The sequence below is a fragment of the Alcanivorax sp. UBA3183 genome (assembly GCF_002364155.1).
GTDB lineage: Bacteria > Pseudomonadota > Gammaproteobacteria > Pseudomonadales > Alcanivoracaceae > Alcanivorax > Alcanivorax jadensis.
The window spans coordinates 98,660-119,184 of the sequence record NZ_DEXN01000048.1; the positions used below are offsets into that span (position 1 = coordinate 98,660).

Below are 20,525 nucleotides of genomic sequence, written 5' to 3' on the forward strand. Positions count from 1 at the left end.
AGGACAGCCACTACAAGGAATGAACAATGGAAAATAGCACCACGGGGAACGAGATCTGGTTCTACGAACTCAACGGAGAAAGGAAGGGAGGCATCTCTGAAACCGATCTCATCACCCTGATCAGGAACGGCACACTGCGCCACGGATCATCCGTCTGGAAGAAGGGATTCGCGGACTGGACCAGCATCGAAGAAACCCAGCTACGAGAGCACCTTGATGACACGGCCCCACCGCCGCTAACCGGCGCCAAAGTCAACAACACCGTTGTATGGATTCTGGCGTTCGCCCCACTGATTGGTCTCACCCTGGAATATTTTGTGGCCTACATGGTTCACAGCAGCGAGTACCGTGCCGAGCAAGCCGTTGCCAGCGGCCATTTCATTTACATCACCCTGATTCTGAATATCGCCCTGTCTTTCCTGGATGAAAAGAGACTCAAGCAAGCCGGCACTGACACCAGCACATTTGGTGGATGGGTGTGGCTGGTGCCCGTCTATCTCTACCAACGATCCCAAGCCCTGAAGCAGAACCTGGCGTACTTCATCGTCTGGATCGTCTGCTTCCTCTTAATTGTGGTTGGTGCTTAAGCCAATCACCTCATGGAACGATTTTAAAAGGGAACCATCATGAAAAACCTCAAAGTAGCCCTAGCATGCATTTCCCTGGCAGCCCTATCCGGATGTTCTTCTGAAATAGACGTCATTCGGGAAGGGCGCCTTGAATTACTCCCTGAATATACGGTTGGCCAGGCGCTGGATAACCGTAAGCTTTGTGAGAGCACAGACTGGTCTGTCATTGAGGACGAACGGGGCCGAGATGTCGTTCGTTACACCTGTGATTTCAAGGACATAGAAAAGAATTACAGGGATACAGCAAATGAAATGATCGATGCTGCAAAAAACGACAGCAGGCTGATCACATTGCAGGAAAGGTTAAACGAACTCGAATCAGAAATAGCGAGAGAAAAACAGCTATTAAAGAAAGCCCAAGATCATATCGATAGCGGGAATTCTTGGACTGAAACGAAAACAGAAAACGGCTCCGGCTACACGGTTTGGCCTCGTGTCAAACAGCAATCAATAGCCGATATTGAGAATCACGAAAGAGAGATCCGGAGCATAAAAAACCAGATCTCGATGATTGAAAAAGAAAACCAGGACTCCCTCTCTCTGGCTCAGGAGACTCTTGATAAATACAAAGGAGCCAGGGCCTTTGAAACCATTGACTGGGTAGTAATGGAGGACGGCAGTTTCATGGTCCTTTCCGGCAGCATGCATCACACCAACATATTCAAGGGCGTCATCGAGGAAACACCCCACGAAAATATACAGTCCGCCCTCTACCTTATCTACAACGAAAACTTCGACACGCTATTTGCTTATGAAGATGCGCTACAGCAGATAGCGGAGCTTTGATCATACTTCAACAAGAACCATTCGCTGACTTGAACGGGCAGCAAATCTGCCCGTTTTATCAACTCCTCAAACAAGGAAAACTCAATGAGCAAAGATATTGACATCGAAAAATATACCTCCGAAGACATCACTACTGAAAAGCTCTCTGAACTCATTGCCAAGAAAGCTTCCTTTCAAATTGTCGCGGTCAAGAACATCAGCTCCGTGGTAAACAAAGTCGAGGGCGCTATTGAAAAGAAAGGACTACGTTGCCGCGTGTACACGGAATACAGAGCGGCCTCCTTAGCCAGCTTCGCTATCCCGACCGGCTTTACCCAGGTTACTGGCTTTGCCTCAGTGATTGGCATCGCCGCTCATAACCTCGCCACTTTCAACCCTGATTATGAGATAGGTAAGAACAAACCTGCCGGCAAAGTCACCGTCATTTACAAAAAGGACTGATTCTCCACAGAATCAGTTAGTCGATCAGCCCACTTCAGGTTGGTGCACAAACTCTTCTTATACATATTCGGGATGGCAAAACCCTACAACATCAAGAGAATTTGCGAACTCGAAACAACGGCAAAGAAGATCAGTAACCCATGTCCTGATTTTGGGCTTGCTCGGCTAGGGAACGCATGGCTTCCTGACTCTGCTCATCCCGTCTTACTTCGATCAAAAGCTGATCCCAATCATCGGGAGGGTGGCCACTTTTCAACATCTTGCGGAAAACCCGGTAGGCATCATCGGAGCTCTCATACGCCCGCTTGGTGCCCTCATCATTTACCCAAGCATAGACAATCACCTTGCTTGAGGCGTGATAACGAAAGAATAACCGGTATTGCTGAAAAAACTTCGCGCGGAACCAGTGCTTGTGATCAGCGCCAAGCGTACCACCCTGACGGTACTCCGGCCTTGCAGGGTCCTGCGGGATAACCTCGAATGCTAACTTGGCAATCGCAGCCAATCGCTTGGTAGCATTTTTCTTGGCGAACCCCTCGGCATTTTTTTCTTTGTGACTTTCGACTTGTCTTGCCAGGGTTTCAAGCTATTCCATAAATAATGGGTGAGCGTAAACCGCCCACCCACTGATAGTTAGAGTGGTCGATTGCCTCCCACTCATTCATCGTCTTCCTGTAAAGGCGCATCCAGATCAACCTCGACACCCTTCGTCAGCGACTGAATACGCTGCATTAACGCATCCTCAACCGCAAGGATGTGCTCCGGATGCTCGGCGATATCAATCGCCAGGAAATCCAGGAACGACCCCAGAGCCGGGTCATCGCCTTCGCTGGTAGCCCGGGTCAAGACCACTTCGCCATTCTGGCGGATGACATACTGAATTTTGTCTCGCTTGTTGAGCTTGAGAGCACGGCGAACCGTTTCCGGCACGGTGGTCTGATACCGATCTGTCAGCGTGGACTCGACTTCAAGCGTGGCCATGGCCGCCTCCTGCACTATGTGGGATGACACGCAAATGGTAATGCAACCGCATTACCAAAGACATCACCCTGCCTGATCCCTCTCTCCAATTCTCTCCAGAATCCAGGACTCCACCTCGTCCGAGACCCATCCCGTTGCACGGGCACCCAACGGAACCGGCTTTGGAAAGACCCCGTCCGCAATCAGCTTGTAAATGTAGGACCGTCCCAAGCCGGTGGTATCCATCACTTCTTTCAAACGCATGATTCTCATGAGCAATCTCCTTCATCTCATGAGATGCGGCATGTTGGTAAAATAAGACTGGGCGGACGACCACCCAGCCTCTCATCTCCTACCGGCTACAACGCAGATTCCGGCTTCCGTCTCCGAATTGCTTTGTCTCCTGCTTGGCAAAGTAGCTAAGACGATTGAATAGCCCCGCTATCTGGCTATCGCACTCCATAGACCCACGCCTGACCCAGTACACTCCGCCTTCACAGAAGTGCACCAGCCCCACAGCCTGCTCCATGCTCAAGCCCAGCGCCCTGGACCAGGCAAGTACGATTTTCTTGGCCAAACTGTCGGCTTCCCCGGCAGCAGGATCTACCGGCAAGTCAGGGTCGAAATCCTGAGCTCCGGCCCTGCACCCCTCTGGCATCCGCCCCAATCCCCGGTAGCACTCTCCATTCAGAAAGAGACACAGGTGGTAATGGTGATGGAAGGCATCTGCCGTCTCCTTCACACAGACATAGCCAACCTTGCAAGCAGGCCCTCGGCGCCCCTCTCGTCTACGCCGATCCATATCAGCATCAATCTGTGCTTGCAGGGACTGGATAAAGAAACCAAACAGATCGCCATCACGCATGTAGCCGTGCCTTGGCAATTTCAGATCCACCCTTACGGCCATTGTCCTGGCTTGGCGGTCTGCCTCTCGCTCCATGGCCTGATGAATTCTTTCCAGATACGGAATGAACAGCGGTCCCCGCTGTAGCTGGACGTCATATCCATTCCAGGGGCCAGAGTGGTGAAGGGTAAGGTTGGTGTTCTCGGGATGACGCTTTCTCATGATTACCTCTTAAGAAATGAGGAGGGAATTCTCCATAAGAGGTAGCTATCGAGTAATTATTAATGAAGTTATGTGCTTTGGTCATACTTATCAATGAGTTACGATATACAGTAAATATCCAAGAGGCCAACCTGCCTTATCATTACTATTACCGTTTCCACAAAGCTGAACGAGCCGCAGCATCTCTGAGCTGTAGACTGCAGCCCACTCAAAGGTTAAACCAAATCAATCGCCTTCAGTGGGAGGGGCTCCGGTGACCAAATTGCTGAAACTCGCATCTTCAGCCAGGCCGGATCCATGTGATTTATTCAGAGGATATCTCTTCCCGACACCTCGCAACCCCCATAATTCGGCCTGAGCACCTAACTCTTGCTCTTTCCCCGCATGCCTCCTGTACGATTGCCTATATAGCCGCCTTCCCAGATCAGGCAGCATGCTCACTTTCCAGCACTCCCCCCTCATCTCGTCAGGAATCCCTTCACCAGATAAGACAATAGGAGTAACCACGTGAGCGTCCCGCACTTCAAATAGTGGCAGTATAAGGCAACGTGCCCCTGACATGACCACCCTCCAGATCTCCGCATCCGAAACCAAAACTTCCCATACCCTGACTGCCTCGTGGATTGAAGCACAGACAATCGCATCCACCACAGCCAAAGGTGCCTGAGCCGCCTTGGTACCCAAATGCTGCCTTATTTCGGTCCGAAGCTCTCCATTTTCATCATTACCATCCCAGCCTCCATGATGTAGGCAACTATTAACAATCAGGCTGGCATATCGGTTGATGAGCATCTGCAGGTATCGGGAAAATCTCTCACTGGGAGTATCTCGAAAGTTCTCATGCAAGTTGCAAGGAGCCCTCAACTCTCCCCTTGCAGTAAAAGCCCTCTCAAACTCCATGGCCGTCTGGGTGCTAGGTAGTATTCCCGTATCACCTGCTCTCCACCTAGCCGATTTATTAGCCTCCCTCGCCTCCTTCTGCTGCAAACTACCAATCACTTTGGCTGCGTTGTACATACCAAAAGCCGTACGGTACCGATTCTCTTTACTACTTAGTTTGGCCTCCCTGATTAGAAAGCAGGCAGCGCCACCTATACCCATAAAGTCAGGGTGAGCGAGGTTAATGAAATATGCGCCTTTCGACATTCCCAACAAATACCTCCCGGTTACTCCTGCAACCCTGCTTCGAAGGTATCCACGCTGCATCAGCGTACTCAACTGGGATCTCAATCCGTCATCGGTCAGGCCCGCCAAGCGCTTCAGATCACTCCCCCCAACCCCATATACTGCGCCCGCTGAATTGGACCCAACCAGCAGCGCCGCCAGCACCAAACGATTGTAGGGAGTCAACCATTTCTGGCCTGGTTTGCCTGTATCATCTACGGTCGCAGTTAACACATGTTCAGCAAGACTGCGGAGCTCAACGACCGGCTGCTCACTTTCCAGACCAGCAAGCGCTTCCTCAAGCTGAGGCTCCAACTCCAAGCACCTCCTTCTTTTTCCCAGCCCCCCATCGACAAATCGTTTCTGTAACACCCCGCTCTCAGACAACTCCCGGATTGCTTTACTCACCACCCTGTCGTTTAGCTTAAAGCGCTCGACATAGTCCTGGACTGTAAACGCAACGCCACGCCCCTCATCGTCGCAAAGCAGCCGATACAAGAAGTAACGGGTTGGCCCTGCAATAGACGCGAGACCATTCCGCCGATCAAATTCCGCTGATGTTCCTAGCAACCCAAGCACGCAAGCCCCCCCCCGAAATATGTCATCTCTTTCTATTTGTCGTAATTATACCAGATGGCATGTTTTTAGCAGTACGAATATACGTCTATAATACGTCTTACTCGTACTATTTAATTTTTCGGGGTTTTCAGCATGGCAAGGTCAGAAATACCTCTAGAGGATTGGCTCACGAATGATCAAGAAATGCTGACTTGGCTTGAGCAGCACTTGAGACGAAAAGGCGCACCCATCCAGGTTTTAAACCCATATAACCTTCGCCCAGCGCTCCTCGATGCCGCTCATTATTTGATCATCAATAGCAGCAGCCAGAAGGAGCTCATGAACCTCAAGGCCGCATGGAGAAGATACAAATCAGACAAAAAGCACGGAAACCAGGTGGTCCAAGTCAGGCTCAGTCCACGCGTGAAAAGACAGCTTGCCAACCTCTCCAAGAGAACAAGTGTTTCCGAAACTGTTGAGAGATTAATCAAGGAGGAAGTCGGCTATTTCAAAGACAGGAATGCAGCAATCCAGAACGCTATTCAGGAGCATATTCAGCGTCACGAAGAGTCCGCCGCAGGCAAACTCGACCACCTGCAGAAGGAACGCTCGAAGCTGATATTTCATAATGAAGAGCTCCAGGCGGAGCTCTCGGAAACCCAGAAAGAGATGAGCAATATATTGTTTAGGCTGGTCGAGCTTGAGGTCGCCCTTAACATACAAGCAGGGGAAAGCCTTGAGCTAACACCAGATGAGAAACAAGAAGCCCTGCACAGACACCAGTCTCTGCTCGACTACTTCCGCAAGCAGTTAAAAGCGACGGCCTCACTTGCTCAAGCCGAGAACCACAGCAGCACCAATCAAGGACCCAGACCACAGAAAACCTGAGAAGGAACAGCCACAGCACCTGGTCTCAGCCCCTCTTGAGTAGAGGGCAGGCTTAACCTCCATACCCATCCCTCAAACCAGCAAGCTGCCGGTCAATCAGCTCAGCAACACCACTATCCACTCCGAAATCTCTGGCAACGACAGCGAAATCAGCGAGAAAAGTCACGATCTCCTCAATATCGCGCTGGGCCTGCTCCCATTTGGCGTAGCCCGCCCGCGCCGCCAGCGCTTGGATGGCTTTCAGCGGCGGATTCTTGCCGAAACCGGCATAGGCAGTGGCATGCTCCTGGTATGGGTGAGGGCTAAAGGTCACATCGTAGAAAGGGGCAGGCACCCAGTCGCCGGCATCATCCTGCAGGAAAGCCCAGTTCTTGCTGTGGTCGTCCTGGTTGCAGGCAAACAGGTTGAACATGGCTCTGCGGAACTGCAGCTTGCCGACCGCTGGCGACCGGCAAAGATGGCGGCTGGCCTTGATCAGATCTTCGTAATCCAGGCTGGGGGTACGGAAATCCGCATCCAGCAGGCCGCAGGCGCTGTGCATGTGGAGTCGACCCGCTTTTTGGGGATGGCTTATCCAATCGAACCGCTTTACCCCGAGCCAGGCACGGGCGCCGCTTTGCTCTGGCGCTTCGAACAGCCGCCACTCAGGCGGCTCCAGCCCCAGCTTTCCGGCCAGGTGCAGATAGACCGCTTCACAGAGCCCTTCTTCATGGCCGAGGGGCAGATTCCTGGAGGTAAACTTGACCAGCCAGGCCTCATCGCCTGGCCTCGCCACCGTGCGGCAGCGATCTGGCTCATCCGGGGAGATGTAGAACTGCGCCTTGGGTCTGGCACCACCGGAGCTACCTGCTGCCACCAGATCCGCCAGCACCTCTTCCGTCTGACCGTCAAAAAACGCCTGCGCCTCCAGACCCAGCTTCGCCAGGTCGATGTCGCCGGTTGAGGCAAGCTGGTATTCCGAGGTCGGCGAGAATGACAGGGCACCCATCCCGGAAGCCCCTACAAACGCCAGGCGATCCATGGCGGTGATCTGGGCAGGGAGAATGCCATGCTGTCGGAACACTCGGTCTTGCAGCAGGGAACCCCAACCATCAGGCAGACTATCCCCGAACAGGCCATGCAGGCCAGAATGCGGCCTTTTGGGAGCAAGCTGCAGCTCAGCGGTTGCCTTCAGGCCAAAGGGCGACAAGTTCCCGAAGCGCCCGAGATAATCGGCATCGTACTGAAAGAAGACACCCTGCCGGTTCTGCGCCAGCACACCAACCGTCACCGTCTGCCCCGTTGCCAGCGTGCGGGTTACCGTCAGCTTGCGGACCGGCTTAAAGGTCATCGCTCAATACCTCATCGATACTGAATGGCATCTCCGCTTGATCAGGGGAGTGACGAGTTAGCGCGTACAGGCGACGCAAATCGTCCAGACTCTGCCAGAGGAATAGCAACTGCCGGAACGAGATCTGGCCGGTAAGCTCGAATTTCTTGATGGTGGAGGCGGGCACCCCACTACGCTCAGCCAGCGCATCACGAGACAGCTTGGCCTGCTTGCGCAAACGTCGCAGATGGGTGGCAAATGCCTGCTGGACATCGGCATCGTCAAGTAAGGCGACCATATCACACCTATATGGATACTATTTTGTCCAATTATCGCATTTAACGGGAAAAATAGACACCATAATGCCCAATAATAGCCTCACGAGAGCACCAAAGACCAGAAATCGTACTGCCGTCAGCAACGACTCCTGCGCCAGCAATTTTGACCAAATCCCTACACTAACAGACGTGAGAGTCCTGGAGCCTTATTCAGCAATAAGGCCAGCGCCGGGCCCAATGAAGAATCCGCTTCCCAGATCTTCAGCCCCGATCCTTCTTCATGATTAGCTACCAGCCATCCATCCAGGTAACGCCAACGAATTGTCATCTTGCTCTCCAGTGAATACATTCACCAGAAACCCTATCGTCACGACCTGAAAAACCGAGCACGTGGACCCTGAATTCTCAGCAGCCCACCCCTCCCCCAAAAGGCCCCGCGTATTTGCTCATTAAGCTAAATCAAGGACTTAAAAGTGGTGGGCAGCATGGTGGGCAAAGCAAAAACCACCATGCAAAAAATACAATAAATCACTGATTTTTAAGTGCTTTCATTTTTTAACCAACAAGAAGATCCAGAATATCGAATAAGCCCCGCGCCCCTCTTCTTTTTCAGAAACCGATATCCCGGTAATGCCGGGATACCTTCTCAATGGCGATTACATAGGCCGCCATGCGGTAATCGTCGATCTTCGGATTGGTATTACGGGTACGGATGATTTCCTGCAGGGCCAGTCGCATGGAGTCATCCAGGCCCGAACGCACCAGGTCGAACTCGTCGGCGCCACGGGCCAGCTCCTTGACGATATGTTCAGGCACCTTGGTATCGGTGGCCTGCTCAATGGCATCAATCACATGCTGACCACGGGCTTCGTGGAAGCGCTTGTCCAGACGGCCGAAGCGCACATGGTTCAGGTTACGGATCCATTCGAAATAGGAAACAATCACGCCGCCAGCGTTGCAATAGGCATCGGGTATGATTTCCACACCGCGCTCGCGGAGAATTCGATCTGCTTCAAAGGTTACCGGCCCGTTGGCCGCTTCGGCGATCAGGCTGGCCCGAATGCGTGGCGCGTTTTCAGTGGTGATTACCCCTTCCAGGGCCGCCGGGATGAGAATGTCGCACTCTCTTTCCAGGGCCTTGATGCCATCTTCCAGATACTCGGCCCCGGGGAAGCCCTTCACCCCGCCGCTTTCGACGATGTGCTGACGCACCGCGCCCACATTCAATCCGTCTTCATTAATGATGACGCCGTCACGTTCGATGATCGCTGTGATCAGACAGTCATCCTCGGTTTCCAGAAAGTGGGCAGCGTGATAACCCACATTCCCCAACCCCTGAACAATGACTCTTTTTCCGGATAGTGAACCGGAGAGCCCGGCACGCTTGATTTCTTCCGGGTGACGAAACAGCTCGCGCAGCGCGTATTGCACTCCCCGGCCAGTGGCTTCATTACGGCCACGCACGCCACCATGCTCCACCGGCTTGCCGGTCAACGCACCCATGTAATTGATGTCGTTGGGGAACATCTGCTTGTAGGTGTCCACCATCCAACCCATTTCCTGGGGGCCGGTGCCCATGTCCGGGGCCGGCACATTCTGGGATGGGCTCAGGTAGCCCTTGTTGATGAGTTCGCGGGCAAAGCGGCGGGTGATGGCTTCCAGCTGGTGGCGCTCGTATTTTTTCGGGTCGATCACCAGGCCGCCTTTCGAACCGCCGAAGGGCACATCGACGATGGCGCACTTGTAGGTCATCAGCGCTGCCAGCGCTTCCACTTCATCCTGATCCACAATCGGGGCGTAACGGATACCGCCCTTGGAAGGCAGCCGGTGATCACTATGGGTGGCGCGCCAGCCGGTGAAGATCTCGGCCTTGCCGTTGATCTCCACCGGAAAGGATACCTGCACCACGCTCTGGCACACCTTCATGGCATTACCCATCCCCGCATCAAGACCCATGATGCCGATGGCATGGTCCACCATATGCTCAACGCTTTCACGAAATGACATGCCCTGCTGGGCAAACTTGCTGTCGCTCATGGCTGCTCCGTCAGTCCTGTTGTTCTTGATAGAACCTGAACATTAGCAGCGCCTTCCCGGCAAGGGTGTTTGTGCTTTGTTATACCCTGTTAACGTGCACCAAAGTGCCAGTCAGCGCGGCACCGCCAGTACTGCAAAGGTGTCCCCCACATTCACTAAAGCCGGATGCCGGCGACCGATCAGCAGACCATCACAGGGGGCGTAATACTCCACCGGGGCTTCACCGGTACGTTCCAGGGAATGCACCCGGGCCAACACATCACCGGCACGAACGGCGTCCCCCAAAGCGACAGCAAATTCCAGCAGGCCACGATGTTCGCTGACCCGGTAATACTCACTGCCGGGAATCTCCAGCGCCTGCGAGGCCACCACCTCCGGATCACCGGGCAGGATGCCGGCGAAGCGCAGCAGGTTGTCCACCCCCCGTTCCGCCAGCGCCACGGTCTCCGGCGTGGTAGTGCCGCCGCCGCGCAGTTCCGTGCTGACAAACACCTTACCGCCAGCCTCCACCACGCTGTCGTAGAGCACGTCGCCTTCCAGCTCGGCCATGAACAGCGTGTAGGGCGCACCAAAGGCGGTGGCGGCGGCCAGACAACGGGCTTCGAATTCCCGGTCGGCCATGCGGTGGGTGGCGGCAAAGGGCAACAGATCCAGGGTGCGGCCGCCGGAGTGAATATCCAGTGCCAGATCACATAGTGGCACCAGGTAGCGGGTGAGGTAATCGGCGATCTTTTCCGTCAGGGTGCCCGCCGAATTACCGGGAAAGGCCCGGTTCAGATTGCCGCCATCCAGCGGCGAAGTGCGGGAGCCATTAAGCACCGCGGGATGGTTGAGCATGGGCACGATAATCACGCGCCCGGTGATCTGCTCAGGCTGCAACCGGTTGGCCAGTTTCAGCAGCGCGGTAATGCCTTCGTACTCGTCACCGTGATTGCCACCGGAGAGCAACGCCGTAGGCCCCTCACCGTTGCGCACCACGGTGATCGGGATCATTACATTGCCCCAGGCGGAGCCATCGTGGGAATGGGGCAGCTTGAGAAAACCGTGCTGAACGCCGTCACGGTCGAAGTCCACGGTGGCAGTGATGGGGCTGTCTTGCATAACGGCATCGGGTCCAGGGTTGGGAAGGTTGGCGGGGGCGCCTACCACGCCCCCGCCTTCTATAATGCGCGCTTTTCCGGGATGACGAACAGCGCAATGTTGCTCTGCCAGCAATACCGAAACGCGGCACCCTTCACCTCAGAAGTCGTCGGTTACCGCTCCTTCACTGGCGGAACCGACCAGGCGTGCATATTTTGCCAGCACACCGCGGGTATAACGCGGCGCCGGTTGCTGCCAGTTCGCTCGACGTTGCGCCAGCTCGGCATCGGACAGATCCACGACAAGGCTGTTGGCCTCGGCATCAATGGTGATGCGGTCACCGTCCTCGAGTAGCGCCAGCGGCCCGCCATCGAAGGCTTCCGGGGTCACATGACCGACCACGAAACCATGACTGCCGCCAGAAAAACGCCCGTCGGTGATCAGGGCGACGTCATTGCCCAAACCGCGCCCCATGATCGCCGAGGTGGGCGTCAGCATTTCCCGCATGCCCGGACCGCCGCGAGGCCCTTCGTAGCGAATCACCACCACATCGCCGGCTACCACAGTGCCGTCATTGATGCGCGCCTGGGCTTCCTCTTCCGAGCCGAACACCCGTGCCGAACCGGAAAAGTGGGTCCCTTCCTTGCCGGTGATCTTGGCCACCGCGCCTTCTGGGGCCAGGTTGCCGTAGAGAATGCGCAGGTGGCTTTCCGCTTTCAGCGGGGCGGACAACGGCGCGATGATGTCCTGCTCCGACGGATACGGCGCTACCTCGGCCAGATTCTCTGCCAGGGTGCGACCGGTGACGGTCAGGCAGTCGCCGTGCAGCTGACCGGCCTCCAGCAAGATTTTCATCAGCGGCTGAATGCCACCGATGGCGACCAGCTCGCTCATCATGTATTGGCCGCTGGGGCGCAGGTCCGCCAGCACCGGCACCCGCTTGCCGATGTCGGTAAAGTCGTCCAGCGACAGCGGCACCCCCACCGTGCGCGCCATACCCAGCAGATGCAGCACCGCATTGGTGGAGCCACCCAGGGCAATCACCACGGTGATGGCATTTTCAAAGGCCTCTCGAGTCATGATGTCGGAGGGTTTGATGTCCTGTTCCAGCAGGTTCAATACCGCCGCACCGGCCCGCACGCAGTCTTCCCCCTTTTCTGCGGACACCGCGTTCTGTGCCGAGCTGCCGGGCAGGCTCATACCCAGCGCCTCAATGGCCGAGGCCATGGTATTGGCGGTGTACATGCCACCACAGGAACCCGGGCCGGGGATGGCGGTTTCTTCAATCTGCTTGAGCTCGATCAGATCCATGTCCCCGCGGGAATGGGCCCCCATGGCTTCGAACACGGAAACGATATCGGTATGGCCCTTACCCGGCAGGATAGTGCCGCCGTAGACAAACACACTGGGGCGGTCGAGCCGGGCCAGGCCGATCAGACAACCGGGCATGTTCTTGTCGCAGCCACCAATGGCTACCAACCCATCAAAGCCCTCACAGCCGGCTACCGTCTCAATGGAATCGGCAATCACCTCGCGGGACACCAGCGAATACTTCATGCCCTCGGTGCCGTTGGCGATGCCATCGGAAATGGTGATGGTATTGAATATCACCCCTTTACCACCGGCGCCGTCTGCCCCTTCACAGGCCCGCTCTGCCAGCTCGCCGATATGGCTATTACAGGGTGTCACCTGGCTCCAGGTGGAAGCGATGCCCACCTGTGGCTTGCGAAAGTCCTCGTCAGTAAAGCCCACTGCCCGCAACATGGCACGGCCGGCCGACTTGCCCGGGCCATCTACCACCTTCGATGAATGACGACGGCGTGGGTCGTCCTGGGTATCGCTCATAATCTCTCCTTATCCGGTGCCGGGAAGTGTCCGACTCATTCGTGGCGGGCTCGGCACAGCATTGCATACGGTAACCTGCCATGGCGCTGGCATCGAGTCGCATATGACGTGCCGCCTCCTTTACGCCTATAATGCGCGCTTTACCGGGATCGCGAACAGGACCGTCTTCACTATGGCCGACAAAGGCACGCTGTATATCATTTCCGCCCCGTCCGGCGCCGGCAAGACCAGCTTGGTGGCAGCACTTGTCGACAAGCTCGAGCAAGTGCGCATTTCTGTCTCCCACACCACACGCGCCATGCGTGCCGGGGAAGAAGACGGGGTGAACTACCACTTCACCGACCGCAACACCTTTGTCCAGCAAGTGGAAAAGGGGCGATTCCTGGAACACGCCGAAGTCTTTGGCAACCTCTACGGTACCAGCGCCGACTGGGTAGCCCAGACGCTACGGGGCGGCGAGGACGTAATTCTGGAGATCGATTGGCAGGGCGCCACCCAGATCCGCAAGCAGCTACCCGACTCGGTGAGCATCTTTATTCTGCCACCTTCCCTGGAAACCCTCGCCGAACGCCTGCGCGGCCGTGACACCGACGACGAGACGGTGATCCAGCAACGCCTGGACGGCGCCCAGGACGAGATGAGTCACTACGGCGAATTCGACTATCTGGTGGTGAACGACGATTTCCAGCGCGCCCTCTACGAACTGGAAGCCGTCCTGGAGGCCCGCCGGTTGATCACCGCCCGTCAGTCGGCGCGGCTGGCCGACACCCTGAGCAACCTGCTCGCGAAGCGGTAACCCGGCGAAACCATAGGGTAATGCCCGCCTTTCCGCCCTGCGGCAAGCCCTTCTGCTGGACTGGTCACCGATTCACCAGTAAAATCGCCCATTGCGAATTTCAGGCGCTGCCGACTTCGGCACCGCCACCCTGTAGGAGAACAGCATGGCCCGTGTAACCGTTGAAGACTGCCTGGAAAAACTGGACAACCGCTTTGAGCTGGTACTGGTTGCCGGCAAGCGCTCCCGTCAATTGCAGACTGGCGGCAAAGAGCCCCGCGTGGCCTGGGAAAACGACAAGCCCACCGTGGTCGCCCTGCGCGAAATCGCCGAAGGTCACGTGACCGCGGAATCCGTGGACAACCCGATTGCTGACCGCAGCGCCGACGTAGACGAGCTGGCTCTGCTGACCCAGTCTTTCGGCGAGTAACACTGTTTCCGGCAAGTGCCCGCCCGGGCGCTTGCCTGTATTTCTCCTCTCTTCTGCTTTTCCTTTCCGGCACCTGCCACAAAATTGATTGCCCGTGACTATCGCGCTTGTCATAGACAAACCTCGCCCTCAAATCTAAGCTAAGGTTAATCCCTAATCATTACTCCGCCCCGGGCGTGACGAGGACTTTTGCCCACCATCCATAACCTGGAAAAACGGTTACGCAGTTATCTGGACGATGATCAGATCGCCCAGGTCGTACGCGCCTACCATTTTGCCGAGCAAGCGCACGAGGGGCAGTACCGCCGCACCGGGGATCCGTATATCACCCACCCGCTGGCCGTGGCCAACATCCTCACCGACATGCACATGGACCACTCTTCACTGATGGCCGCCATGCTGCACGACGTGATCGAGGATACCGGCATCTCCAAGGAACAGCTGGCCGGGGAATTCAGCGAGGAAGTCGCCGAGCTGGTGGATGGCGTCTCCAAGATCGCCCAGATCAAGTTCGAGTCCAAGGCGGAGCAACAGGCGGAAAACCTGCGCAAGATGATGCTGGCCATGACCCGGGATATCCGCGTCATCCTTATCAAGCTGGCCGACCGCCTGCACAACATGCGCACGCTGCATGTGATGCGCGCGGAAAAACGCCGCCGCATCGCCACCGAAACCCTGGAACTGTACGCCCCCATCGCCTTCCGGCTGGGCATGTACAACATGCGGGTGGAGTACGAGGACCTGGCCTTCCACGCTATCTACCCCATGCGCGCCCGCCTGATCGGCCAGGCAGTAAAGAAGGCTCGCGGCAACCGCAAGGAAATCCTCACCACCATCAAGGCCAGCCTGGAACACTGCCTGGAAGAAGAAGGCATCGAGGCGCGAGTGCTGGGCCGCGAGAAGCATCTGTACAGCATCTACACCAAGATGAAGGAACAGCACAAACCCTTCGCCGACATCATGGATGTATTCGGCTTCCGCATCATCGTCGACCGGGTGGATACCTGTTACCGGGTGCTGGGTGCGGTGCACAACTACTTCACCCCGATCCCCGGCCGCTTCAAGGATTACATCGCCATTCCCAAGGCCAACGGCTACCAGTCCCTGCATACCACCCTCAAGGCGCGCTCCGGCATTCCCCTGGAAATGCAGATCCGCACCGAGGAAATGGAGGCCATGGCCAACAACGGCATCGCCGCCCACTGGCTGTACAAGGCCGAGGACGAGCCCGGCTCACCCACCCACAGCCGCACCCAGAGCTGGATGCAGCGGCTGCTTGAGCTACAACAGAAAGCCGGCAACTCCATGGAGTTCATCGAGAACGTAAAGGTGGACCTGTTCCCGGACGAGGCCTATGTGTTCACCCCCAAGGGCGACATCAAGGAACTGCCCGGCGGCGCCACCGCGGTGGACTTTGCCTATGCGGTGCATACCAAGGTGGGTAATCAGTGCGTGGCCGCCCGTATCGACGGCAAACTGGCGGCACTTTCCACGCCTCTGGAATCCGGCCAGACGGTAAAAATCATCACCGCCCCCAATGCCACCCCCAACCCGGCCTGGCTCAACTTCGTGGTCACCGGCAAGGCCCGCACCAACATTCGCCATTTCCTCAAGCACCAGCGTCGTGAAGACGCGGTGGAGCTGGGCGAACGGCTACTGGAAAAGGCCCTGCATTCCTATGACATCGGCATGGACGAGCTGGCCATCGAGCGGGTGGTGAGCGAGCTGGCCGGCAACGGCTACGTGGAACTGGACGACCTGCTGGAAGATATCGGCATGGGCAACCGCCTGGCACCGCTGGTGGCCCGCAAACTGGCCGGCGCCCGCGATGACGACGAACGCCAGCACGAAGACGACCGCCGCCCGCTGGCCATTCGCGGCAGCGAAGGCCTGATGGTCAGCTACGCCAAGTGCTGCCTGCCGCTGCCCGGCGATACCATCATCGGCCATCTGAGCGCCGGTCGCGGCATCGTGGTACACCGGGACACCTGCAAGAACCTGCTGGCGGAAATGCGCAACGCCCCGGAAAAATGCATCGCCCTGAGCTGGGATAAACAGGTGGAGCAAGAGTTCACCGCCGCCCTTCGCATCGAGCTGATCAACAAGCGCGGCGTGCTGGCTACCCTGGCCAACAGCGTTTCCGAGCTGGGCTCCAACATAGACACCATCGACATGGCGGAGAAGGACCCGACGCTCACCTCCCTCAACGTGACCATGACGGTAAAAGACCGCATCCACCTGGCCCGCATCATCAAGAAGCTACGCACGCTGGACAGTATTGTGCGGATCCACCGGCTTTGATAGCCACACCCGCCCTGCAGGAGGAGTTCCTCTTGAGGGGCGAACCGAATGGCCGGCTCGCATAGAGCCTGTGCCACGCTCTGATATTCCTGATCGCCCCCGGATCAAGTCCGGGGCAGGCTCTGCGGTCGATTTCCACGCTGACGCGTGGTTCGCCCCTCAAGAGGAGCTCCTACAGCGGCTTCGAAACAGCTCGGGGCAGCAAAAGCCTTGCTATCGCGCCGCCAGTGACGCTCCTGCAAACAGGCAGGCGCTTCCCATGTTGCGTGCGGGCCGGCTGCGTGCAAGCATAGCTCCTTTCCTGATTTCCGCCTGCCAGCGCTGCGGCGCTGACAGCTCAACCAAGTGAAGAACCGACCATGTCCAACCATTCTGTTATCAGCACCGACAAGGCGCCCCAGGCCATCGGTACCTATTCCCAGGCCATCAAGGCCGGCGCCACCGTTTACCTGTCCGGCCAGATCCCGTTGGTGCCTGACACCATGGAGCTGGTGGACGGCGATATGGAAGCGCAGATCGAACAGGTATTCAGCAACCTGACCGCCGTCTGCGAAGCCGCCGGCGGCACCCTGCAGGACATCGTCAAACTGAATATTTTCCTCACCGATCTGGGCCACTTTGCCCTGGTCAACGAGGTCATGGCGCGTCACTTCAAACAGCCATACCCAGCCCGGGCCGCAATCGGCGTGGCCGCTCTGCCCAAGGGAGCCGGGGTGGAAATGGACGGGATTATGGATATTGCATAACGCCACACCGCAGGCTTCATGCAATCACCTGCTCACTAACGCCCGCTGAAAAGCGGGCGTTTTGGTTAACAATCCTGTTTTTGCAAGGGGAAGACAACGGCACCCCAAAAGTGCACCATCGGGTAAAACAGCTTGCAACAATGAGGGAGTGCGATATGGATACCGCCACCCACGACCTACCCACCCTGTTCGCCCAGCTAGGCCTGGACAACAGTGATGAGGCCATCGAAGACTTTATTCACACCTATGCCGGCACACTGAAAGACAGCGCACATTTGCATCAGGCACCGTTCTGGAACGCCGGCCAGGCCCGCTTTCTGGCCGACGCCATCCGCGAAGACGCTGACTGGGCCGAAGCCGTGGATAGCCTGAGCGCACTGTTAAGACATTATTAATGGTCGATTAACATCGGCGGCGGCCACATCCCTTGTCAGCGTCAAACCAGCTGCAGTACCCGTGCAATACGGTCGAAGAAAAAGCAGTAAACCAATAGGGGAAGTGGCAGGCCCAGCAGCGTGCCAAGCAGATAATCGCGGCGCTTTACGCCACTTAGGGCCAGGGTGTAGTTCAGTGCCGGCATGGTCTGGAACAGTAGCCGCAGCAACACCACACTGCGAACCGGGTGGCGATCCAGCCGGGAGAGAATCTTTTTTGCCAGGGGCTTGTCGATATCCCGAAGTGCACTGCCACCCAGCCCCTGCACCACCTGAAACGTCACCAGGCAGGACACGCAGGCGGCCATATAGGTGGCCAGACCACCGACTACCGTACCCAGCGCCAGAATAGCGGCTGCCAGAAACGGCCAGCCCGGCAGTTGAATCAGGTTGCCGATCACAAAGGCCAAAACGAACAACAGCAGGCCCACCGCCAGATTGGCTTCGAGTAATGCTCGCAAGGCCGGCAGGGAGAACTGCTCACGCAGCCCGGTGAGCTCCACAGTCAACAGCACTGTCAGCAACAGCAGCGCCAGCAGGATCAGTCGTCGGTAACGTGTCATGGCAATAGGCAAGGCCACATCCGGATTCTCATCTCAGAACAGAATTCCAGTGTAACCGACTGGGGGAAGGCGGGAACGTGAAGGGGGGGGGGCGGTGGAGTTGCAAGCATCAAGTTGACAGTTACAAGGCGTGAAGCAGGCCTGGCACCACTCGAATATCAAACGTCACCCGCGCCGAAAATGCTCGAGTGCGTCGAAACGAACCGAGGCATATACGCGTCATTACCAGTCGCGGACAGAGCATTGCCGCATTCGGGAAGGCTGCCCGCGTTGCAATTTTCAATTTGATACGTGCAACTCAACCCAGCGCCAATTCGGAATCGAGCACGGCCTGATAGCCTTCCGGTAACACATCCGCCCAGGCATCCAGGCCTTCACGCAGGCCTTCAAGGCTGTCCGCCACCAGATTGGCGTGGCCCAGCTTGCGACCCGGGCGCACCCCCTTGCCATACCAGTGCACCACACCCGGGTGCTGTAACCAGGCGCTTTCGAAGGGGGTACCGATCAGGTTCACCATGGCGGTGGGGCCATGCACGTTCAGCGCGTGCAGGGGCACCCCGGCCAGCGCGTGGACATGCAGGTCGAACTGGGACCAGTCGGCGCCTTCATGGGTCCAGTGACCGGAGTTGTGCACTCGCGGGGCAATTTCGTTGACCATCAGCTGGCCATCGGTTTCGAAGAATTCCACTGCCATCACACCGGCGTAATCCAGTTCTTCCATGATGCCCTTGAGCATCTTCTCCGCGGGCTTCTGCAAGTCTGCGCAGGCGGTGGCCGGCGCCAGGCTCAAGCGCAGGATGCCGTCCACATGCCAGTTGCGGGTGAGCGGGTAGAACAGGGTCTCGCCGCTGGTGCTGCGGGCACCGACAATGGACAGCTCGCGGCGGAAAGGGATCTTCTGTTCGATAATGGCCTTACCGGCCAGTTCGCCGGCAGGCACCGCGCTCAGATCACCACCTTCGCCGACGATCCAGGTTCCGCGTCCGTCATAACCGCCGGTGCGCGCCTTGACCACCACGCCGCCAAACTTCGCCACCGCCGCATCCAGATCGTCCGGCTGGTCCAGGGTCACCCAGGGGGCTGTGGGAATACCCAGCTTGTCGAGCATGGATTTCTGGGTAAAGCGATCGGGAATCACTTCCAAGGCACCGCGGGCCACGCAACGGTCGCTTTTTGCCAGCTCGGCGGACAGACCGGCTTCCGGGAAGGCTTCACGCTCCACGGTGATCACCGGGTAGCGCTCCTGGCACTCTTCCCAGCTGATCGGCACGGCCAGGTCCGAGGTACCGGGCAGCAGCAGCGCCCGCTCCGGATCGTAGCGATCTACTACCAGACCCAGACGCGCCGCCGCCTCTGCCATCATCAGGCCAAGCTGGCCACCACCGAGAACGAGCACACGATTCATCAGCCTTCACCCAGCTCGGCGTTAGCCAGCACATCGTCGGCGCGGGACGCTTTCCAGTCGGCGATCTTCTGCAACTGCTCCGGGTTGCCGGCGGCCAGCATCTGCGCCGCCAGCAGGCCTGCATTCCAGGCGCCGGCGGCGCCGATGGCCAGGGTGCCCACGGCCACGCCCTTGGGCATCTGCACGATGGACAACAGGCTGTCCCAGCCGGACAGGGTGCGGCTTTTCACCGGCACGCCCAGTACCGGCAGCGGGGTCAGGGACGCAATCATCCCGGGCAGGTGAGCGGCGCCACCGGCACCGGCAATGATCACCTGATAGCCATTGTCGTGGGCGCTTTTGGCGAAGTCATACATGCGCTGGGGGGTCCGGTGGGCAGACACCACTTCCGCCTTCCAGCCCACACCGAACTGGGTCAAGGCGTCACAGGCTTCTTTCATGGTTTCCCAATCGGACTGGGAGCCCATTACCACGGCAACCGGTGTGCTCATTCGCTTCACTCCATCGCGCCCACCACGGGCTTTTGCGGGCTCTGGGCCCGCCACAGAAAAAATTGAGGCGCACACTTTACTAGCGCGTACGCGGGAGGCAAGTCCGCTTTAGGGGCAGAGAATCGTTAACAGTGAACAGCGAATCGATAAAAGAGAAAAATAAGTTTTAAATTCAACTGGTTACCGATATTTTGAGCACTTTCCCCCGGTTTTGATGGATCGCGCCGTTTATCGGCTGATCAGGGTGGCGCAGGTTGGGTTGAGTGCAGCGAAACCCAACATCACAACCAGAGATCGGTCAAACGCCCGGTATTGCTGGGTTTCGCTGCACTCAACCCA

22 protein-coding genes are annotated in these 20,525 nt (G+C 57.2%); 9 read left to right on the top strand and 13 right to left on the bottom strand.

Going from position 1 to position 20,525, the window contains the following annotated elements; all coding sequences use genetic code 11:
- Positions 1-26 precede the first annotated feature (26 nt).
- The 3 genes from B3Q33_RS16320 to B3Q33_RS16330 all read left to right on the top strand — a co-directional run bounded on the left by B3Q33_RS16320 (position 27) and on the right by B3Q33_RS16330 (position 1,856).
- Positions 27-587 carry a DUF4339 domain-containing protein gene (locus B3Q33_RS16320; protein WP_062814936.1) on the top strand — a complete coding sequence of 187 codons (561 nt, stop codon included), beginning with the start codon at positions 27-29 and terminating at the stop codon, positions 585-587.
- Between the two features lie 39 nt (positions 588-626).
- Entirely contained in the window at positions 627-1,415 is a 789-nt protein-coding gene (locus B3Q33_RS16325; protein WP_062814937.1) for a hypothetical protein, read from the top strand.
- A gap of 84 nt (positions 1,416-1,499) precedes the next feature.
- Entirely contained in the window at positions 1,500-1,856 is a 357-nt protein-coding gene (locus tag B3Q33_RS16330; RefSeq protein ID WP_035249895.1) for a hypothetical protein, read from the top strand.
- Positions 1,857-1,986: 130 nt separating this feature from the next.
- Here B3Q33_RS16330 and B3Q33_RS16335 read toward each other — a convergent pair whose 3' ends face one another.
- The 5 genes from B3Q33_RS16335 to B3Q33_RS16355 form a co-directional block, all read right to left on the bottom strand.
- Positions 1,987-2,433: a type II toxin-antitoxin system YhaV family toxin gene (locus B3Q33_RS16335; RefSeq protein WP_273009787.1), complete on the bottom strand. Its 447-nt coding sequence runs from the start codon at positions 2,431-2,433 to the stop codon at positions 1,987-1,989.
- A gap of 80 nt (positions 2,434-2,513) precedes the next feature.
- Positions 2,514-2,837: a type II toxin-antitoxin system PrlF family antitoxin gene (locus B3Q33_RS16340; protein WP_062814938.1), complete on the bottom strand. Its 324-nt coding sequence runs from the start codon at positions 2,835-2,837 to the stop codon at positions 2,514-2,516.
- A 63-nt stretch (positions 2,838-2,900) separates the two neighbouring features.
- Positions 2,901-3,089 carry a helix-turn-helix transcriptional regulator gene (locus B3Q33_RS16345; protein WP_035249891.1) on the bottom strand — a complete coding sequence of 63 codons (189 nt, stop codon included), beginning with the start codon at positions 3,087-3,089 and terminating at the stop codon, positions 2,901-2,903.
- Between the two features lie 79 nt (positions 3,090-3,168).
- On the bottom strand, positions 3,169-3,882 hold the full coding sequence (locus tag B3Q33_RS16350; RefSeq protein WP_035249889.1) for an inovirus Gp2 family protein: 714 nt from the start codon (positions 3,880-3,882) through the stop codon (positions 3,169-3,171).
- 225 nt (positions 3,883-4,107) lie between these two features.
- Entirely contained in the window at positions 4,108-5,454 is a 1,347-nt protein-coding gene (locus B3Q33_RS16355) for a hypothetical protein (protein ID WP_156478204.1), read from the bottom strand.
- A 303-nt stretch (positions 5,455-5,757) separates the two neighbouring features.
- Between B3Q33_RS16355 and B3Q33_RS16360 the strand changes: the two genes are divergently transcribed.
- The gene (locus B3Q33_RS16360; RefSeq protein ID WP_156478205.1) at positions 5,758-6,492 is read left to right on the top strand and encodes a hypothetical protein; all 735 of its coding nucleotides are present in this window, start codon (positions 5,758-5,760) and stop codon (positions 6,490-6,492) included.
- Positions 6,493-6,544: 52 nt separating this feature from the next.
- Here the strand turns inward: B3Q33_RS16360 and B3Q33_RS16365 are convergent, their stop codons facing one another.
- The 5 genes from B3Q33_RS16365 to ilvD all read right to left on the bottom strand — a co-directional run bounded on the left by B3Q33_RS16365 (position 6,545) and on the right by ilvD (position 13,041).
- Positions 6,545-7,822, bottom strand: coding sequence for a type II toxin-antitoxin system HipA family toxin (locus B3Q33_RS16365; RefSeq protein ID WP_062814941.1), 1,278 nt, complete (start codon positions 7,820-7,822; stop codon positions 6,545-6,547).
- Positions 7,812-8,099: a helix-turn-helix domain-containing protein gene (locus tag B3Q33_RS16370; protein ID WP_062814942.1), complete on the bottom strand. Its 288-nt coding sequence runs from the start codon at positions 8,097-8,099 to the stop codon at positions 7,812-7,814. The genes B3Q33_RS16365 and B3Q33_RS16370 overlap by 11 nt, the downstream gene beginning before the upstream one ends.
- A gap of 589 nt (positions 8,100-8,688) precedes the next feature.
- Positions 8,689-10,116, bottom strand: a complete 1,428-nt coding sequence (locus B3Q33_RS16375; RefSeq protein ID WP_272962798.1) for a Glu/Leu/Phe/Val family dehydrogenase — start codon at positions 10,114-10,116, stop codon at positions 8,689-8,691.
- Between the two features lie 111 nt (positions 10,117-10,227).
- On the bottom strand, positions 10,228-11,217 hold the full coding sequence (gene doeB, locus B3Q33_RS16380; protein ID WP_035249872.1) for a N(2)-acetyl-L-2,4-diaminobutanoate deacetylase DoeB: 990 nt from the start codon (positions 11,215-11,217) through the stop codon (positions 10,228-10,230).
- A 138-nt stretch (positions 11,218-11,355) separates the two neighbouring features.
- On the bottom strand, positions 11,356-13,041 hold the full coding sequence (ilvD, locus tag B3Q33_RS16385) for a dihydroxy-acid dehydratase (protein WP_286829599.1): 1,686 nt from the start codon (positions 13,039-13,041) through the stop codon (positions 11,356-11,358).
- 172 nt (positions 13,042-13,213) lie between these two features.
- Between ilvD and gmk the strand changes: the two genes are divergently transcribed.
- The 5 genes from gmk (at position 13,214) to B3Q33_RS16410 (ending at position 17,688) form a co-directional block, all read left to right on the top strand.
- Entirely contained in the window at positions 13,214-13,837 is a 624-nt protein-coding gene (gene gmk / locus B3Q33_RS16390) for a guanylate kinase (protein WP_272962800.1), read from the top strand.
- A 145-nt stretch (positions 13,838-13,982) separates the two neighbouring features.
- Positions 13,983-14,246, top strand: coding sequence for a DNA-directed RNA polymerase subunit omega (rpoZ, locus tag B3Q33_RS16395; protein WP_035249864.1), 264 nt, complete (start codon positions 13,983-13,985; stop codon positions 14,244-14,246).
- 189 nt (positions 14,247-14,435) lie between these two features.
- On the top strand, positions 14,436-16,547 hold the full coding sequence (spoT, locus tag B3Q33_RS16400) for a bifunctional GTP diphosphokinase/guanosine-3',5'-bis pyrophosphate 3'-pyrophosphohydrolase (protein WP_286829601.1): 2,112 nt from the start codon (positions 14,436-14,438) through the stop codon (positions 16,545-16,547).
- A 359-nt stretch (positions 16,548-16,906) separates the two neighbouring features.
- Positions 16,907-17,293 carry a RidA family protein gene (locus tag B3Q33_RS16405; protein WP_035249861.1) on the top strand — a complete coding sequence of 129 codons (387 nt, stop codon included), beginning with the start codon at positions 16,907-16,909 and terminating at the stop codon, positions 17,291-17,293.
- A 155-nt stretch (positions 17,294-17,448) separates the two neighbouring features.
- Positions 17,449-17,688, top strand: coding sequence for a DUF2789 domain-containing protein (locus B3Q33_RS16410; RefSeq protein ID WP_272962801.1), 240 nt, complete (start codon positions 17,449-17,451; stop codon positions 17,686-17,688).
- A 41-nt stretch (positions 17,689-17,729) separates the two neighbouring features.
- On the opposite strand, the gene B3Q33_RS16415 is transcribed toward B3Q33_RS16410, so the two are convergent.
- From B3Q33_RS16415 to purE, 3 genes are all read right to left on the bottom strand, one after another.
- Entirely contained in the window at positions 17,730-18,308 is a 579-nt protein-coding gene (locus B3Q33_RS16415; RefSeq protein WP_273009666.1) for a VTT domain-containing protein, read from the bottom strand.
- A gap of 280 nt (positions 18,309-18,588) precedes the next feature.
- Positions 18,589-19,695 (bottom strand): 5-(carboxyamino)imidazole ribonucleotide synthase, encoded by a 1,107-nt coding sequence (locus tag B3Q33_RS16420; protein WP_035249855.1) that lies wholly within the window; start codon positions 19,693-19,695, stop codon positions 18,589-18,591.
- A complete protein-coding gene (purE, locus tag B3Q33_RS16425) occupies positions 19,695-20,186 on the bottom strand; it encodes a 5-(carboxyamino)imidazole ribonucleotide mutase (protein ID WP_035249853.1) in 492 nt (163 codons plus the stop codon). Before purE ends, B3Q33_RS16420 begins: the two co-directional genes overlap by 1 nt.
- Positions 20,187-20,525 lie beyond the last annotated feature (339 nt).